At 62.5% G+C, this 14,855-nt stretch carries 20 protein-coding genes; 12 read left to right on the top strand and 8 right to left on the bottom strand.

Features of this window, described 5'->3' with window-relative positions; translation table 11 throughout:
- Window positions 1-50 precede the first annotated feature (50 nt).
- Window positions 51-239, bottom strand: a complete 189-nt coding sequence (locus AC0NID_RS08675; protein ID WP_473456215.1) for a hypothetical protein — start codon at window positions 237-239, stop codon at window positions 51-53.
- 186 nt (window positions 240-425) lie between these two features.
- Between AC0NID_RS08675 and AC0NID_RS08670 the strand changes: the two genes are divergently transcribed.
- The 6 genes from AC0NID_RS08670 to AC0NID_RS08645 all read left to right on the top strand — a co-directional run bounded on the left by AC0NID_RS08670 (window position 426) and on the right by AC0NID_RS08645 (window position 5,872).
- Window positions 426-590 carry a hypothetical protein gene (locus AC0NID_RS08670; protein ID WP_473456098.1) on the top strand — a complete coding sequence of 55 codons (165 nt, stop codon included), beginning with the start codon at window positions 426-428 and terminating at the stop codon, window positions 588-590.
- A 79-nt stretch (window positions 591-669) separates the two neighbouring features.
- Window positions 670-1,272, top strand: coding sequence for a DJ-1/PfpI family protein (locus AC0NID_RS08665; protein ID WP_473456097.1), 603 nt, complete (start codon window positions 670-672; stop codon window positions 1,270-1,272).
- 53 nt (window positions 1,273-1,325) lie between these two features.
- Window positions 1,326-1,691, top strand: a complete 366-nt coding sequence (locus AC0NID_RS08660; RefSeq protein WP_473456096.1) for a VOC family protein — start codon at window positions 1,326-1,328, stop codon at window positions 1,689-1,691.
- Between the two features lie 7 nt (window positions 1,692-1,698).
- Complete coding sequence (locus tag AC0NID_RS08655; RefSeq protein WP_473456095.1) at window positions 1,699-2,100, top strand: hypothetical protein; 402 nt, start codon at window positions 1,699-1,701, stop codon at window positions 2,098-2,100.
- Between the two features lie 18 nt (window positions 2,101-2,118).
- On the top strand, window positions 2,119-2,838 hold the full coding sequence (locus AC0NID_RS08650; protein ID WP_126035317.1) for a helix-turn-helix transcriptional regulator: 720 nt from the start codon (window positions 2,119-2,121) through the stop codon (window positions 2,836-2,838).
- A 340-nt stretch (window positions 2,839-3,178) separates the two neighbouring features.
- Window positions 3,179-5,872: a cation-translocating P-type ATPase gene (locus AC0NID_RS08645; RefSeq protein WP_473456094.1), complete on the top strand. Its 2,694-nt coding sequence runs from the start codon at window positions 3,179-3,181 to the stop codon at window positions 5,870-5,872.
- A 55-nt stretch (window positions 5,873-5,927) separates the two neighbouring features.
- Here the strand turns inward: AC0NID_RS08645 and AC0NID_RS08640 are convergent, their stop codons facing one another.
- From AC0NID_RS08640 to AC0NID_RS08630, 3 genes are all read right to left on the bottom strand, one after another.
- Window positions 5,928-6,623 (bottom strand): DUF1013 domain-containing protein, encoded by a 696-nt coding sequence (locus tag AC0NID_RS08640; RefSeq protein ID WP_473456093.1) that lies wholly within the window; start codon window positions 6,621-6,623, stop codon window positions 5,928-5,930.
- A 455-nt stretch (window positions 6,624-7,078) separates the two neighbouring features.
- On the bottom strand, window positions 7,079-7,219 hold the full coding sequence (locus AC0NID_RS08635; RefSeq protein ID WP_473456092.1) for a DUF1127 domain-containing protein: 141 nt from the start codon (window positions 7,217-7,219) through the stop codon (window positions 7,079-7,081).
- Window positions 7,220-7,379: 160 nt separating this feature from the next.
- A complete protein-coding gene (locus AC0NID_RS08630) occupies window positions 7,380-8,393 on the bottom strand; it encodes an NAD(P)H-quinone oxidoreductase (RefSeq protein WP_473456091.1) in 1,014 nt (337 codons plus the stop codon).
- 189 nt (window positions 8,394-8,582) lie between these two features.
- Between AC0NID_RS08630 and AC0NID_RS08625 the strand changes: the two genes are divergently transcribed.
- From AC0NID_RS08625 to AC0NID_RS08615, 3 genes are all read left to right on the top strand, one after another.
- Window positions 8,583-8,777, top strand: coding sequence for a DUF1192 domain-containing protein (locus AC0NID_RS08625; protein ID WP_145711298.1), 195 nt, complete (start codon window positions 8,583-8,585; stop codon window positions 8,775-8,777).
- An 83-nt stretch (window positions 8,778-8,860) separates the two neighbouring features.
- Window positions 8,861-10,108 carry an MFS transporter gene (locus AC0NID_RS08620; protein WP_145711296.1) on the top strand — a complete coding sequence of 416 codons (1,248 nt, stop codon included), beginning with the start codon at window positions 8,861-8,863 and terminating at the stop codon, window positions 10,106-10,108.
- A 31-nt stretch (window positions 10,109-10,139) separates the two neighbouring features.
- Window positions 10,140-10,415 (top strand): ArsR/SmtB family transcription factor, encoded by a 276-nt coding sequence (locus tag AC0NID_RS08615; RefSeq protein ID WP_145711294.1) that lies wholly within the window; start codon window positions 10,140-10,142, stop codon window positions 10,413-10,415.
- 124 nt (window positions 10,416-10,539) lie between these two features.
- On the opposite strand, the gene AC0NID_RS08610 is transcribed toward AC0NID_RS08615, so the two are convergent.
- Window positions 10,540-11,379, bottom strand: a complete 840-nt coding sequence (locus AC0NID_RS08610; RefSeq protein ID WP_473456090.1) for an alpha/beta fold hydrolase — start codon at window positions 11,377-11,379, stop codon at window positions 10,540-10,542.
- A 98-nt stretch (window positions 11,380-11,477) separates the two neighbouring features.
- Between AC0NID_RS08610 and AC0NID_RS08605 the strand changes: the two genes are divergently transcribed.
- The 3 genes from AC0NID_RS08605 (at window position 11,478) to AC0NID_RS08595 (ending at window position 13,043) form a co-directional block, all read left to right on the top strand.
- Complete coding sequence (locus AC0NID_RS08605; protein ID WP_473456088.1) at window positions 11,478-12,005, top strand: winged helix-turn-helix transcriptional regulator; 528 nt, start codon at window positions 11,478-11,480, stop codon at window positions 12,003-12,005.
- Window positions 12,006-12,084: 79 nt separating this feature from the next.
- On the top strand, window positions 12,085-12,318 hold the full coding sequence (locus tag AC0NID_RS08600; protein ID WP_473456086.1) for a hypothetical protein: 234 nt from the start codon (window positions 12,085-12,087) through the stop codon (window positions 12,316-12,318).
- Window positions 12,319-12,611: 293 nt separating this feature from the next.
- Complete coding sequence (locus tag AC0NID_RS08595) at window positions 12,612-13,043, top strand: GlcG/HbpS family heme-binding protein (RefSeq protein ID WP_473456085.1); 432 nt, start codon at window positions 12,612-12,614, stop codon at window positions 13,041-13,043.
- Between the two features lie 26 nt (window positions 13,044-13,069).
- Here AC0NID_RS08595 and AC0NID_RS08590 read toward each other — a convergent pair whose 3' ends face one another.
- The 3 genes from AC0NID_RS08590 to AC0NID_RS08580 form a co-directional block, all read right to left on the bottom strand.
- Window positions 13,070-13,471 (bottom strand): hypothetical protein, encoded by a 402-nt coding sequence (locus tag AC0NID_RS08590; RefSeq protein ID WP_473456084.1) that lies wholly within the window; start codon window positions 13,469-13,471, stop codon window positions 13,070-13,072.
- A gap of 252 nt (window positions 13,472-13,723) precedes the next feature.
- Window positions 13,724-13,906 carry a 50S ribosomal protein L32 gene (gene rpmF / locus AC0NID_RS08585; RefSeq protein WP_006203806.1) on the bottom strand — a complete coding sequence of 61 codons (183 nt, stop codon included), beginning with the start codon at window positions 13,904-13,906 and terminating at the stop codon, window positions 13,724-13,726.
- Between the two features lie 138 nt (window positions 13,907-14,044).
- Entirely contained in the window at window positions 14,045-14,815 is a 771-nt protein-coding gene (locus tag AC0NID_RS08580) for a transglycosylase domain-containing protein (RefSeq protein WP_473456082.1), read from the bottom strand.
- Between the last annotated feature and the right edge of the window lie 40 nt (window positions 14,816-14,855).

The following is a 14,855-nucleotide window of genomic DNA, read 5'->3' as shown; positions in this document are numbered from 1 at the left end:
GTTCCGATTAGATTGAACGTCCCGGGGCCGGCGAAGGCCGGGCCTCCGATCTACGTCCAATGTCCCAGCGCTGCCGTCAGGGAGATCGCCGCCATGGCCAGCACCGCCAGCTTCCAGAAATCGCTGCGCCGCTTCAGCCCCGGCCAGCCGAGCGGCTTGATCATCTGAATGACCATCATGGCGACGATGACGAGCGCGAGGAATTTCGACATGCTGCCTTTGACCAGCATCGCGGCCAACTGTCAAAGCGCTCCTTGCGCTCTCCCCTGGTCGCTACTCACGACGGGATCAAAGCGGACAGGCGCTATGCTGGACTGCAAAACCGGCAAACCTGGCGCGTTCGCCAACGCCCACCCAGCCTCCTGACAGACTGCTGTCAGGAGGGGTGTGCGATAGTGTCTCCATCGAAAGAGAGGAGACCAGTCATGAACGGTTTTACCATTCTGAGCAGTGTGCAGCACTATGTCGGCAAGATCCGGACTATGCGCAACGAGATTCGCACTCAGCGTTTCATGAATGCGTTGCCGCAGAGCATCCGCAAGGACATCGGTTGGCCGGATAATTACAAAGGCCGCCACAATTGCGGATGATTTTTTCGCGGCAACGGTTGGACGCGGACGCCACAGCGCCCAGATAATAGGTCCGGCGAGCCGAAAGACGGAGCAGGAAATGTCCGAACAGAAGACCATCGGCATCCTTTTCATCGATCGCTTCGCGGACTGGGAGTACGGCTTGCTGGCGGCTTCGGCGGTCGAATGGTTCGGCGCACGCGCGCTGTCGCTTACGCCGGACGGCAAGCCTGTGACCTCGGCCAGCGGATTTCTGCTGACGCCAGATCGCTCTGCCAAGGTCGATGAAAACACCGATCTCGACGCCATCGCGGTCATCGGCTCCGACCAGTGGGTCGATGACCCGCCTGATATCTCCGGACTGCTGACAGCAATTGCGATGCGCGGCGGCGTGGTTGGGGGCATCTGCGCCGGCACGTTGGCGCTCGCGCGCGCCGGCCTCTTCGACAAGGCCAAGCACACCAGCAATGGTCGCGACTGGATCAATGAAAAGGAACCGGGTTACGCCGGCGCCCAGAACTACCAGGATGTGCCCCATGCCGTCGCCGACGGTCGCATCGCGTCAGCGCCGGGTTCGGCTCCCGGCACATTCGCTCTTGCCTTTTTGAAGACACTCTATCCCCAGAGAAGCAGCGACCTGGCACAGATGCGTACGCTGTTCGCCAAGGAGTATGCTGAAGGGGAATATGCTGAAGCCTCCTGACAGTATGGTGTCAGGAGCGAAGTGCAATACTACGGCAGCGTCAGGAGAAACACATGGCCTTTATCCCCGCGAAAGCCTCGGCATGGTTTGAAATCCCTGTCGCCGACATGGATCGGGCGCGCGCCTTTTATGCATCGGTGCTTCAGAACGATCTCGTGCTGGAGGAGAGCGGCCCGAACCCGATCGCCATTTTCGCCGCGCAGGACCGCACGGCCTCCGGGCACGTCTATCCCGGAAAACCCGCAGCACCGGGAACCGGCCCGACAATCCATCTGTCGGTTGCCGCACCGATCGAGGACGCCATGGAACGGGTGAGGCAGAGCGGCGGCCAGGTCGTCTCGCCAGCGATCTCCATTCCGGCCGGCACATTCGCCTACTGCCTCGACCCGGACGGCAACAGCTTTGGACTCTTCGTCTAGGTGCCGCATGGTAAAAAGCTGGAGCGACAGGCTGAACACATCGGGCACCAACGGCATCAAGCCGTCGCCGCGCACTGTTGGCGACGTCATCGAGGGCCAGTCGATGCTGGTGCCGACGGCCAGGCAGGTCGATGATTTCATCCGCTCTATCCCAAAGGGCGTGGACATGGACGTCCGCGATTTGCTCGCCGTCGAGCACGGTGCCGAAGTGACATGCCCGGTCACCAACGGCTATCATCTGCGCACCGTTGCCGAGGTCGCCAACGAGGATTTGGAGCGCGGCATGACGCTGAGCGATATTGCGCCGTTCTGGCGCGTGCTGGACGCAAAGACGCCGACCACAGGGAATTTGTCCTTCGGCGCGGCATTCGTCGCCGCGCAGCGCAAGCGCGAAGGGCTCGAAACATAGAAATCGAGGGACCGTACGATGCGCCGCGCCGACAGGCTCTTCCAGATCGTGCAGCATCTGCGCGGTGGCCGTCTGGTCACCGCCCAGAAGCTGGGCACATGGCTCGAGGTTTCCGAGCGAACCATCTACCGCGACATCGCCGACCTGCAATCGACCGGGGTGCCGATCGACGGCGAGGCCGGCGTTGGCTACATGATGAGGGAGGGTTTCGACCTTCCGCCGCTGATGTTCACGCGTGACGAGATCGTCGCGCTGGTCGCTGGCGCCCGCATGGTGCGCGCCTTTGGCGGTGCAGCCATGGCGCGGGCCGCCGACGAGGCGCTGGTCAAGATCGGCGCCGTGCTGCCCGACGCAGAAAAGGACCGTATCGCCCGCACCGAGATCCACACGCCGATGTGGGTGGTGAGCGATGCCGCCCGCGAGGCGATCGACCTGATCGAGCGCGCGGTGGAGAAACGCCAGGTGCTGACCATCGACTACTCCGACGAAGCAGGCCGCGGCACCGCGCGCGACATCCGGCCCTTGGGCCTGTGGTTCTGGGGCAAGGTATGGACGCTGGTCGCCTGGTGCGAGATGCGCGACGATTTCCGGGCTTTCCGTATCGACCGCATCGCTTCGGTGGTTATCGCCGGCCGCGTCTTCAAGCCGGAGCGCGGCAAGCAGCTCGCGGATTTCTATCGCGCGGTGGAGCGCAGCGAGGACTACGGCATGAGACCGGACCGGGCAGCGCGACCCTGACGCCGCAAGAGCGCAAAGCCCGCCTGGCGCGGGCTGTGTGAAACGCGGGCTGTGTGAAAGGCCGCTACGGCATGGCACTGCCTGGCAGCGTCGATGGCATCACGGCCGGCAACAGCCCAGGGCCGACAAGGTTGCTCCCCTTCCCACCTCCCGTGATGGCGTCCTTGCCAGGCCCTGTCTCTGCCCACAGTGGGATGAGGAACGCACGCTGGCTTGATTCAAGACAAACAATTTAACTTGGCCATGTGCCACACAGATTGGCGACGGCAACGATAACCCGAAGGGGCAACGGACCAGGCGAAGCCGCCCACTGTTGTCTGGGCCGTGCCAACCGGAAGAGATGAACGATCTGGTCCTCTCGCAGACGAACGGCGCGCCAATACCGGATGGTCCTCCTGTTTTTGGGCTGACCAATGCCGAAGCGCGCTCCAGGCTCGAACAATACGGCCCGAATGCACTCCCCCAACCGTATGCGCCATCTCTCGCCGCCGTATTCTTGCGGCAGTTCCTAAGCCCGCTGATCTATATACTTCTCTTCGCAGCCGTGGTCTCGCTGGCATTGGGAGACGCGAAGGATGCGCTGTTCATCGGCGTTGTCCTGGTGATCAACGGCATCATAGGAGCCGCACAGGAATATTCGGCTGGGCGGGCCGCGGCAGCGCTCCGAAATCTGGAAGAGCCGCATGCGTCGGTGATCCGCGATGGAGCGCAGTGCAGGATCAACGCACGCGAACTCGTTCCCGGCGACCTGGTGCTCCTGGAAGCCGGTTCAAGGGTTCCGGCCGATATTCAGCTTCTGCTCAGCAAGGACCTTCAATGCGACGAGTCGCTGCTGACCGGCGAATCGAGGCCGGTGAAGAAAAGAGCCTCATCGTCGCGTGCGGAAACGGGGCTGGACGTTGTCTATGCCGGCTCCATGATCACGCGGGGACGCGGACGAGGCGTCGTCGTTTCGACCGGCGGCGCGACCGAAATCGGCAAGATCGCGGAGGAGATCGGCAAGCGCTCGATATCCAAGCCGCCACTCCTCATACGCCTGGAGCGCTTTTCGCGGATGATCGCGATCGCTGTCTGCCTGGCAATACTTCTGCTGGTCGCGGTCGGGCTTCTGCGCGACATCCCCTATCGCGACCTGTTCATGCTTGCGGTCGGTCTTGCGGTCAGCGCTATTCCCGAGGGGCTGCCCGTCGCGATCTCCGTCGCTTTGGCCATCGGCATGCGGCGGATGGCTAGGGTAAACGTCATCGTGCGCAAGATGCCGGCAGTGGAATCGCTCGGCTCCTGCACCATGATCGCGACAGACAAGACGGGCACGCTGACGATGAACGAACTCACCGTCACGGATATCCTGCTGCCGGACGGAACGCGACTGAAATGCGAGGCGGGCCAGGACCTGGACGCGTGTTCAATCGTGTCGCCACACGGCGGCAATGTGCAGGCCTCGCTGCGCGCATCCGCCCTTCTGAAAGCGGCTTCCTTGCCCAATGAGGGGCGTCTGTTCAAGGAGCGGGAAAGCTGGAGCCGGCACGGCGACCCTGTCGATGTCGCCCTGCTGGCGGCAGCCCGCAAGGGAGGCATCGCGCAGGAGGAAATCGCCGCGCATTATCCACTCATCACGCGCATCCCCTACGAGCCGGATCTCAAATACGCCGCCTCCTTTCACCGCCGCAGGGGCCGTGTCCGCATCTTCGTCAAGGGCGCGCCCGAAACGCTGATAGCGATGGCCAGCCGGATGGATGCCGATGGCCGACCGGCGCCGATCGATGGTGAGTTTCTGCTGCGCCAGAAGGAGGAGCTTGCCGGAATGGGGCTGCGCGTTCTGGCATTCGCTCAGGCGGAAATCGACACGACACCGGACGACGGGTACGCGCATCACCACCTTGTGGATCTCACCTTTCTCGGCATGGCGGGAATGCAGGATCCGGTGCGCCCCGAAGTGCCGAACGCCATCCGCGACTGCTATCGTGCCGGCATAGAAGTGGCGATGGTGACGGGCGATGATCCGCGAACGGCAAGCGTGATCGCCGGGCAGGCCGGCTTTGTGTTCAAACCCGACCAGGTGGTGACGGGCGAGACGGTGCGCCGCGCTGAACAGGATGGGGAAGCGGCACTCGACAAGTTGACGCGTAACGCCCGTATTTTCGCCCGCGTCGATCCGGCACAGAAGCTCTCGATCGTTTTGTCGCTCTCACGCAACGGACATTTCGTCGCCGTCACCGGCGACGGCGTGAACGACGCGCCGGCGCTGAAACATGCCCATGTCGGTGTGGCGATGGGACGAGCCGGCACGGATGTGGCCAAGGAAAGCGCCGATATCGTCGTCACCGATGACAATTTCGCTTCGATCGTCAACGGTATCCTGGAGGGGCGCGTCGCCTACGCCAACATCCGCAAGGTGGTCTTCATGCTGGTATCGACCGGCGCGGCGGAGGTGGTGCTGTTCCTGCTGGCAATGCCGATGGGACTGCCCATGCCTCTGCTGGCCGTCCAGCTCCTTTGGCTCAACCTGGTCACCAATGGCATACAGGACGTGGCGCTTGCCGCCGAGGCGGCCGAGGGCGACGAACTTCGCCACCCGCCCCGCCGTCCGAACGAGCCGATCCTGGATCGCGTGATGATCCGCCGCATCTGGCATTCCGTTCTGGTCATGGGCGTTGGAGGCTTCGCCGTCTTCTACTGGCTGCTCCGGCAGGGCTATCCCGAGGAGCAGGCGCGCAACCTTCTGCTGCTTCTCTTCGTCCTCTTCGAGAATTTCCAGGTCTTCAACAGCCGTTCCGAGCACCTCTCGGTCTTCCGTCAGAGACTGTTCGCCAATCCCCTCCTGGTTCTCGGCGTTCTCGGCGCGCAGGCCTTGCACATTGGCGCGATGTACATTCCAGGACTGAGCGACACGCTAAGGATCACGCCGGTTTCGCTGCGCGAATGGGGGATGTTGCTTTTCCTCGCCGCCACCTTGCTGTTGGGCATGGAGTTCGAAAAATGGCGGGACCGGCGCAGGGGTGCGGTCAATGAACGCCAGGACACACAGCGGTGAATGAGGCAGTTGCCGAAGGCGTGGTGGGGCGCCGGCTTGGTGCCCGCGGGATGACCTACTCCTCGTCGTCCGTATCCTTGTCCTTCGACTTCAGCGCCGAAAGCTTGGCGAAGACGGCGTTGGCGTCGAGTTCCGCATCCTCGTCCTTTGGCTTCTCCGGCGCCGGCACCAGCCGCTCGGTCAATGCCGCCGGCAGCAGTGTGTCGCCGGCCGGCTGCGCCTGTTCGCGGCCACGCGAGGCGCGGTTGACTTCCATGTCGAGGTCGATCTGCGAGGCCAGCCCCAGGGTCACCGGATCCATCGGCTGCAGATTGGCCGAGTTCCAGTGCTTTCTGTCGCGGATCTGGTCGATCGTCGACTTGGTGGTGCCGACCAGGCGCGCGATCTGCGCGTCCTTCAGCTCGGGATGGTTGCGCACCAGCCAGAGGATGGCGTTGGGCCGGTCCTGGCGCTTCGACAGCGGCGTGTAGCGCGGACCCTTGCGCTTGGATTCCGGCACCCGCACCTTGGGGTCGGACAGCTTCAGCCGATGGTTCGGATCCTTCTCGGCGCGCGCGATCTCGTCGCGGGTCAGCTGGCCGGTCATGATCGGGTCCATGCCCTTGATGCCTTGCGCCGACTCGCCGTCGGCGATCGCCTTGACCTCGAGCGGATGCAGCGAGCAGAACTGCGCGATCTGCTCGAAGGAGAGCGCGGTATTGTCGACCAGCCAGACGGCGGTCGCCTTGGGCATCAGCAGGGTATTGGCCATTATGAAAAATCCTTCTCGTTCGCCCGCGTTCCCGCGCGGGCGGTGGTTTTAGAGCCACCAAAATGGGAAATTCGCGGTCTGTATAACCGCTCTCTCGCCATTTCGCAATGTTTTTGGGAGGTCGCGAGGGCGATGATGGCCAGACCCGTCAAAGAGCCGTTGGGCACCGGGGCATGTCACTCGCGTTTTCGCAAGTCGGCTTTCGCTGACCGAGCGTGTGGCTTCAAATCGCGATCAATAGCTGAAGCTCGGCCTAGAAGGGCCCGGCATCGAGGCTCCATAACCGCCGTTGTTGCCCGGACCCCAAAAAAGACAAAACCCGCCGGACAGGGTCCAGCGGGTTCGGAACCGACGACGGAAATCCGTCTGCTGCGGCTCTGGCTTCTAAAGCATGATCCCGGACCCAGGCGCCGCGAGAAGCGGCTTGATACTTTCTGGCGGGATCACGCTCGAGATCAAAGCGCCTTGCGGGCGATGCTCTCGATGTCGGCGCGGTTGATGCCCAGATCATTGAGCTGACGGGCGTTGAGCTTGTTCAGTTCGCGCACGGTCTCGTTGTACATGCGCCAGTTGCGGAAAGCACGGATCGGGTTCATGGTGGTCCTCCATTTGTTGGATCATTCGTTTCGATGACGCGTAAATAGGCATCGCTGCCCAGGAATTGAACAGACGCTTTTGCATGGCCGCAATGCATTTGTTGCATTGCACCATTAAGCTTTTGTTCAGCTTGTTGGGGCGTGTGTCTTGGCCGATGCGTCAGCCGACATCGAGCACGATCTTGCCGATGTGGTCACCGTCCTCCATCCGCTCATGCGCCCGCCACGCTTCCTTGAGCGGGAAGATCATGTCCATGACGGGTGCCACCTTGCGGGTGCCGAGCAGCGGCCACACCTGCGCCTCCAGTGCCGCGGCGATTGCCGCCTTGAACTCGACCGTGCGCGGTCTGAGCGTCGAGCCGGTATGGACGAGCCGCTTGACCATGAGTTTCGAAAAATCGGCGTTTGCCACCGCCCCGCCCTGCGTGGCGATCTGGACGATGCGGCCTTCCACAGCCGCGGCTTCGTAGTTTCGCGCCACATAGTTGCCGCCGACCATGTCGAGGATGACGTTGGCGCCGCGGCCGTCGGTCGCCTCCTTGACCGCCGCAACGAAATCCTCCTCGCGGTAGTTGATCGCCCGATCGGCCCCGAGCTTCAGACAGGCGTCGCATTTCTCCCGGCTGCCGGCAGTGGTGATGACGTAAGCGCCGAAGGCGGAGGCGAGCTGGATCGCCGTGGTGCCGATCCCGGACGAACCGCCATGCACGAGCAGCGTCTCGCCGCTCTTCAAGGCCCCGCGCTCGAAGACGTTGTGCCAGACGGTGAAGTAGTTTTCCGGCACCGCCGCCGCTTCGGTGTGGGTAAAGCCGGCGGGCAGCGGCAGCACGCTGCCGGCATGAACCCTGACATATTCGGCATAGCCGCCGCCGGGCGTCAGCGCGCACACCCGGTCGCCGACGCGCCAGCGTGATATCTCGTCGCCAAGGGCTGCGACTTCGCCGGCGGCTTCGAGGCCGGGCAGGTCCGACGCACCCGGCGGCGGCGGATAGGCGCCCTTGCGCTGCTGCACGTCCGGCCGGTTGATACCGGCGGCGCGCACCCGGATCAGGATTTCGCCGGGACCGGGCATGGGCACGTCGCGCGTTTCAGGTTTCAGCACCCGCGGTCCGCCGGGTTCCGAGATCGCAATGGCCGTCATCGTCGCCGGAATTTTATCCTGTCCATTCGCCATGAATTTTCCCGTCTCGCTTCGCCAGTTTCTTGCCAGCTGCCGGTTTCTTGCCGACTATTTGCATCCATGCCCCTGCCCTATGTATGCTGATTGCCAAATCAGGCAAATGGCCATGACAGCGCCGGGCATCCGATTGGACGCCCAAAGGACGCTGCAACAATCTAATTTTTGCGCGAGCGAGGAGCGACGATGGCGATCTTCGACGACGAACCCAAAAAGAAAGCGCGCCCGCATGAGATCGGGCAGGATTTGTCGCTGCTTTCCGTCGATGAACTGTCCGAGCGGATCGGCATCTTGCGCGACGAGATCGCCCGGCTGGAAGCCGAGCTCAAGGCCAAGGGCACCACCAAATCGGCGGCCGAGGCGCTGTTCCGCCGCGGATAGTTCCAGGGCCGAAGCACCCGCCGCCGAAAAGCCCGAATGCGACTATCTTCAGATCCTCCCTAAATTCCAGCCGGATCAGCTAAATGTTTGCAAGCTACCGACCGATCCTCTCGCTGCTTCGCGGCACCGCTTTCCTGCTGGCGGCGACCGGACTGCATGGACTGCTGTTGCCGCTGCGCGGCCAGGTGGAAGGTTTCTCGACCGCATCGCTCGGCCTGATGGGCACGGCCTGGGCAGGCGGCTTCGTCACCGGCTGCTTCTTCGCGCCGCGCATCGTGCGCCGTGCCGGTCACGTCCGCGCTTTCGGCGCCTTTGCGGCATCGGGAGCCATCGTCGCACTGCTCACCGGCCTGATCATCGACGAATATTTCTGGATCCTGCTGCGCGCCTTCACCGGCTTCACCATGGCTGGCGCCTTCATGGTCATCGAGAGCTGGTTGAACGAGAAGTCCACCAACGAGAACCGCGGTGCCGTATTCGGCCTTTACATGATGGTCACCTATGCCTCGATCATGGGCGGCCAGATGATCGTAGCCGGCGGCGACGTGAAGTCGGCGTCGCTGTTCATGATCACCGGCATCCTGTTCTGCCTGTCGCTCATTCCGACCGCGGTCTCGACGGCTTCGCATCCCAAGCCGCTGCAGGATGTCTCGCTGGACGTCAAGGGGCTCTATGTCAATTCGCCGGTGTCGGCGATCGCCTGCGTTTTGATCGGTATCGCCAACGGCGCCTGGGGCACGCTCGGCGCCGTCTATGGCGCCCGCATCGGCATTTCCACGGCCGAGATCGCGCTGATGATGAGCCTTGTGGTCGTCGCCGGCGCGGCCATGCAGCTTCCGGCCGGGCGTCTCTCCGACAAGACCGACCGCCGCTTTGTGCTGGCGGGCCTGGCCTTCGGCGCGGCGCTGTTCGCCGTCGCCGTCTTCCTGTTCGAGCCGCGCTCCGGCGTCTTCGTCATTGTCTGCACCGCCGCTTACGGCGCCTTTGCCTACACGCTGTATTCGATCGCCGTGGCCCATGCCAACGACCACGCCCGGGCGGAGGACTTCGTCAAAGTGTCGGGCGGCCTGCTGCTGCTCTATGGTTTCGGCACGATGATCGGGCCGTTGCTGGGCGCCGCCCTGATGGGCTGGATGCGGCCGGAAGGCCTGTTCCTTGCGACTGCCTTGGCGCATCTTTGCCTGGCGGGTTACACGTTGCTGCGCATCAACCGTCGAGCACCGGTGCCGATCGAAGACCGCGACGCCTTCAAGACGCAACCGGCCGAACGTTCTATCACGCCGGAAGCATTGCGGCTCGATCCGCGCAGAAAGCCTGAAACCAACGGTTGAGATTTCGAAAACTTTGCCTCACAAATAAGGCATGATGTTTTCCGACGCCTTCATGGCGATTGCCGATCCCAACCGGCGCTATCTCTTGGAAGAGCTCCGGCGCGGCCCGAAGACCGTCAACGAACTGGCAGCAGGGTTGCCGGTCTCGCGCCCGGCTGTTTCGCAACATCTGAAGGTGCTGCTCGAAGCCGGGCTGGTCAATGCCAAGCCGGAAGGGACAAGGCGCGTCTATACGGTCAGCAATGCCGGCTTCCTGAAGCTCAACATCTGGCTCGACCAGTTCTGGGACGCAGAGCAGCCTGGTTGACCCCGCAAGCTGAGAGGCGCCGTCATGCCTCGGCCAGCAGCGCCAAGAGCATAGTCAGGGACATTGTTTTGTTCGTCCCTTTGATGGTTCGCCTCGCAGACATTCGGTGCCGAGGTTCGGCCCGTTACTTGCCGGATTGGCTATGTCCCACGATGGCGTGGACGATGGTGGCCCAATCGTCGGGATGCAATTCGTGGCCGCCGCCTTCGATACGGACAAGCCGCGCCCCGGCAACCGCTTCGGCAAGAGCGGCGCCATGCTCGACCGGAAAGATCGGGTCCTCGGTGCCATGAATGACGAGGAGCGGAACCTCCAATTCGTGCAGGCGGTTCTTCCAGTTTTCGCCGCCCTTGAGCAGGAAATGATTGGTCGCGCTCAAGAAGCCACCGGATCGGTCGTAATCCTGTTCGACGAACGCCCTCGTCCGCCTCTCGTCGAAGGCATGCGCGGTGCCGGCGATTGCGTGCGCGTCCTTGACGATGAAGTCGACCACCTGGTCACGATCAGACCAGTCGACCTTGGCGCCTTCGGCCGAATGCTTCATATAGGCATCGGTCATCCTTGGCAGATGCGACGTTTCGGTTCCCATCGGCGAGGTGCTGATCGCCGTAAGCGAGATGACCCGCGACGGGTGTTTCAGCGCCACAAGCTGCGCGATCATGCCACCCATCGACATGCCGACCACATGCGCTTTCGCGATGCCGTGGTCGTCGAGCACGCGGATGGCGTCGTCCGCCATGTCGTCGAATGTGTAAGGCGGTTCGCCCGGCGCATATTTGGTTGAACGACCGGTATCGCGATTGTCGTAGCGGATCACGAACAGACCCTTGCCGGCCAGTTTCCGGCAGAACGCCTCCGGCCACCAGAGCATCGAAGCCATGGCGCCCATGATCAGCAGCATCGGTGGATGCGCGGGGTCGCCAAACGTCTGGGACGCGATTTCGGGTCTCTCAGCATTCATCATGATCGTGGTCTCATCTCTGTAACCAATTGCATTTTGCAATCAGTTGCACTATGATAGAACTGATATGATAATGCAACCAGTTTTTTTCGGAGAATCGCATGAGCATCGATCGCCGGTCTGGGTGCCCGATCAATCTGTCGCTTGAGGTGTTTGGCGACCGGTGGAGCCTGATCATCCTTCGCGACATGATTTTCGGCGGCAAACGCCATTTTCGCGAATTGCTCAACGGTTCGATCGAGGGCATCGCTTCCAACATCCTTGCCGACCGGCTGAAGCGGCTGATGGAATTGGGCATGCTGACCAAGGCCGACGATCCTTCTCACAAGCAGAAGGCGATCTACAGCCTGACCGAAATGGCCATAACGCTGGTGCCGATCCTGGCGCATCTTGGCGCATGGGGTCGCGTCTGGCTGCCGGTCAGCGAGGAACTGTCGATCCGCGCCGAGCTTCTGGAAAAGGGGGGGCCGCCGATGTGGGAAAAGTTCATGGACGAGCTGCGCCACGAACATCTGGGCACGCCTTCCGATACGCCGCCGGATGCCACCGTCCGCGCGACCTTGCAGGCCGGATACGAGGCGGTTGTCGCCCGAAAGGCGCCGGGAGCCGGGTGCGATCCGGGCGCCTGACCAACTTATTTTCCCCATGGCAGGCCGGCTCTGCTATTAAAGGGATTGAAAACTATAATTTACGGGATTGGAAAAACCCTTGGTCGAGAACTCTAAGGATACTGCCCGCGCGCGGGCCGATTTGCGTTTCAAGAAGCAGGAAGAAGCAGCCACGGTTCGTCAGAAGGCGATGGCGGAATATGTCGCGGAGAGCGACGCCCGCCAGATAAAGACCAACAAGCTGAGGGCGCTGCGCCTTGCCAAGGAAGCGGAAGACCTCGCCAATGCGCCGGCTGCTCCGGCCAAGAAGCCGGCGCGGGCCAAGAAAAAATAGGGCGAGAAAAAATAGGGCCGGTTCGTTGCGCATGACGCTGGAAACCGGAATCGGTGTCCGGAAAGCATCATGGGCTGCCTCAGACTGTAGAGCGTTCTTTGCGCGTCCAACGGGACGCGCGGCGCTCTGATCCTCGACAACGGATCTGGACGCGTCCGGACGAGCGCCATATTGGACGTGCCGGTCAGCGGCGCTTCGATTTCGCCATTTCACGCGAAGCAGTTTCGACCGAAATCGGGATTTGTATCTGTCGTCCCGGATCGATGAATCACCCATTTCAACAGGAGACTGCCATGACCGCACTGACGCTCGACAAAGCCGTTGAGATCATCGGCGCCGCTTTCGCCAAAGGCGTCGAACTCGAGCTCAGGCCGCTTGGTGTCTCGGTCCTCGACGCGGGCGCCCATCTGGTCGCGTTCCAGCGCCAGGATGGCGCCTCGTTCCTGCGCCCGCAAATGTCGGCCGGCAAAGCCTATGGCGCGCTTGCCATCGGCATGGGCTCGCGCCGCGTCGAAGCCTTCGCCAAGGAACGGCCGCATCTGATCGCCGGAGTCTCCGACGTGTCGGGCGGACGCATCCTGCCCGTCGTTGGCGGCGTGCTGATCCGCGACAAATCAGGCACCATCATCGGCGCCGTCGGCATTTCCGGCGATACATCGGACAATGATGAGGCAGCCGCCATTGCCGGCATCGAAGCGGCTGGTTTCACCGCCGATCCAGGCTGAGGCCAAGCCCTTAAGTCATCAAGCCTCTAGTTCATGTTTATGTCACGGGTGGCCGCTCGCATCGAAACCGAGAAGCCGGCCAGGACGTCGACCAGTGCGATGACCATCAGCGTGAAAAAGACCGAGTGCGCCGCGCCCTTCACCAGCAGAAACTCGACCAGGAACGCCACGAAGACGAAGGTCGACAACAGGTGGTCCATGATCGAAGCGCTCGACGTGCGTGTCGATTTCACGATTTCGACGAAGAAGAGGAGCAGCCCGATCAGCACGATCAAGTCACCGAGTGTCATCGAGAACACCCCGCCCGACATCATGCGGATCGATAACATCTGGTTTGCCCAGGGATCGTCCCCACTGCCGAATATTCCCAGAAGCCCGAGATTGTAGAGGACGAAAGGCACGATCAGCAGCGGAATGGCACCGAACATCTGACGTCTCCGGTTGGACAGCCTTCTCTAGTATGCGCCCGGCGTTCGCCGTCAAGAATTTTCGTACGTGACCGCGAACACGGACAAAGACCGTGCGAAATAACCATGTCAGCCGCGCCCCGGCTGCCATCCGATACGGCTGCCGGGATGTCTGAAACTGGTTCTTCGGGATGCGATCGCCCGCGCCAAATGCAAAAGGACCGGCGCAATGGCCAGTCCTTCGGGAGTCGCAAAACCGTCGAAAGCGTTTTCTCAGCTTTCCTTCGGCTCCAGAACCTGGCGACCGCGATACATGCCGGTCTTCAGGTCGATATGGTGCGGGCGGCGCATCTCGCCGGAATTCTTGTCCTCGACATAGGTCGGGGCCTTCAGCGCGTCGGCCGAGCGGCGCATACCGCGCTTCGACGGGGAGGTTTTTCGTTTCGGTACGGCCATGGATATGCTCCACTACATGGTCAAAATGCCCCGGCTGCCCTCGTGAAAGGGCCGCGTCAGGGGCCGGAATCTGAGAAAGTCGGGTGCCTATACACGCCCTGCGCCGTTTTGGCCAGCGCCGCCGCGAATTTTTTTAAGCTACCGCAGACAGCCGACATAGGCGCCGGACCGGCCTGCGCGCCGCTCGATCAACGCGGCCAGACGTCTCAGCCCCGGTCCGGGCTTCGCCGGGTTGCGGACGATCGGGTTCGGCAAGGTGACGGCAAGCAGCGCCGCCTGGCGTCGCGACAGCCGTTTTGCCGAAACCCCGAAATGGTGCTGGGCGGCGGCCTCGATGCCATAGATGCCCGGGCCCCATTCGGCAATGTTGAGATAGATCTCCATGATGCGCCGTTTCGACATAACCACGTCGAAATAGACGGCCAGCGGCAGCTCGACGACTTTCCGGACCGAGCCCAGCGGCCGCGACCAGAGGTAGAGGTTCTTCACTGTCTGCATGGTGATGGTCGAGGCGCCGCGCGTCATCTCGCCGGCCAATGCGTCGTCGACGACGCCCTTCAGCTCGCCAAGATCGATGCCGCGATGGAAACAGAACTGCCCATCCTCCGACATGATGACCGAATGCGCCAGCGCCGGCGCCACATCGTCGATCGAAACCCAGCGCCGGTCGTAGCCGGAAAACGTCGCCAGATCCTTCAGCATCAGTGTCGATACCGGATGCACGAATGGCGGCAGATACAGGAAGGTCAGCACCGCCGGTATCAGCGCCAGCACGATGGCGACGGAGATGCCGCGCCGGACCCAGCGCCGGGGCCGGCGTTTGAGACCGATGCGGTTGCCGCGTTTCGGCCTCACCATATCCAGCCCTTCGGTTTCGTGATCGACGATCGGTTCCGCCAAGCCGCCCAATCCATGCTGCTCCCTGCCCCGGCATAATGGCGCTTGGCTT

Source organism: Mesorhizobium sp. WSM4821, assembly GCF_055901555.1.
This window is presented reverse-complemented; position numbering and strand designations above follow the sequence as displayed.

Coding starts and splice junctions, on each gene's coding strand:
- AC0NID_RS08625 (WP_145711298.1), top strand. CDS start 8,583: ATGGCGATCTTCGACGACGAACCCAAAAAGAAAGCGCGCCCGCATGAG.
- AC0NID_RS08590 (WP_473456084.1), bottom strand. CDS start 13,471: ATGTTCGGTGCCATTCCGCTGCTGATCGTGCCTTTCGTCCTCTACAAT.
- AC0NID_RS08640 (WP_473456093.1), bottom strand. CDS start 6,623: ATGGCCAATACCCTGCTGATGCCCAAGGCGACCGCCGTCTGGCTGGTC.
- AC0NID_RS08620 (WP_145711296.1), top strand. CDS start 8,861: ATGTTTGCAAGCTACCGACCGATCCTCTCGCTGCTTCGCGGCACCGCT.
- rpmF (WP_006203806.1), bottom strand. CDS start 13,906: ATGGCCGTACCGAAACGAAAAACCTCCCCGTCGAAGCGCGGTATGCGC.
- AC0NID_RS08670 (WP_473456098.1), top strand. CDS start 426: ATGAACGGTTTTACCATTCTGAGCAGTGTGCAGCACTATGTCGGCAAG.
- AC0NID_RS08645 (WP_473456094.1), top strand. CDS start 3,179: ATGAACGATCTGGTCCTCTCGCAGACGAACGGCGCGCCAATACCGGAT.
- AC0NID_RS08630 (WP_473456091.1), bottom strand. CDS start 8,393: ATGGCGAATGGACAGGATAAAATTCCGGCGACGATGACGGCCATTGCG.
- AC0NID_RS08635 (WP_473456092.1), bottom strand. CDS start 7,219: ATGAACCCGATCCGTGCTTTCCGCAACTGGCGCATGTACAACGAGACC.
- AC0NID_RS08605 (WP_473456088.1), top strand. CDS start 11,478: ATGAGCATCGATCGCCGGTCTGGGTGCCCGATCAATCTGTCGCTTGAG.
- AC0NID_RS08595 (WP_473456085.1), top strand. CDS start 12,612: ATGACCGCACTGACGCTCGACAAAGCCGTTGAGATCATCGGCGCCGCT.
- AC0NID_RS08660 (WP_473456096.1), top strand. CDS start 1,326: ATGGCCTTTATCCCCGCGAAAGCCTCGGCATGGTTTGAAATCCCTGTC.
- AC0NID_RS08655 (WP_473456095.1), top strand. CDS start 1,699: ATGGTAAAAAGCTGGAGCGACAGGCTGAACACATCGGGCACCAACGGC.
- AC0NID_RS08650 (WP_126035317.1), top strand. CDS start 2,119: ATGCGCCGCGCCGACAGGCTCTTCCAGATCGTGCAGCATCTGCGCGGT.
- AC0NID_RS08615 (WP_145711294.1), top strand. CDS start 10,140: ATGATGTTTTCCGACGCCTTCATGGCGATTGCCGATCCCAACCGGCGC.
- AC0NID_RS08610 (WP_473456090.1), bottom strand. CDS start 11,379: ATGATGAATGCTGAGAGACCCGAAATCGCGTCCCAGACGTTTGGCGAC.
- AC0NID_RS08665 (WP_473456097.1), top strand. CDS start 670: ATGTCCGAACAGAAGACCATCGGCATCCTTTTCATCGATCGCTTCGCG.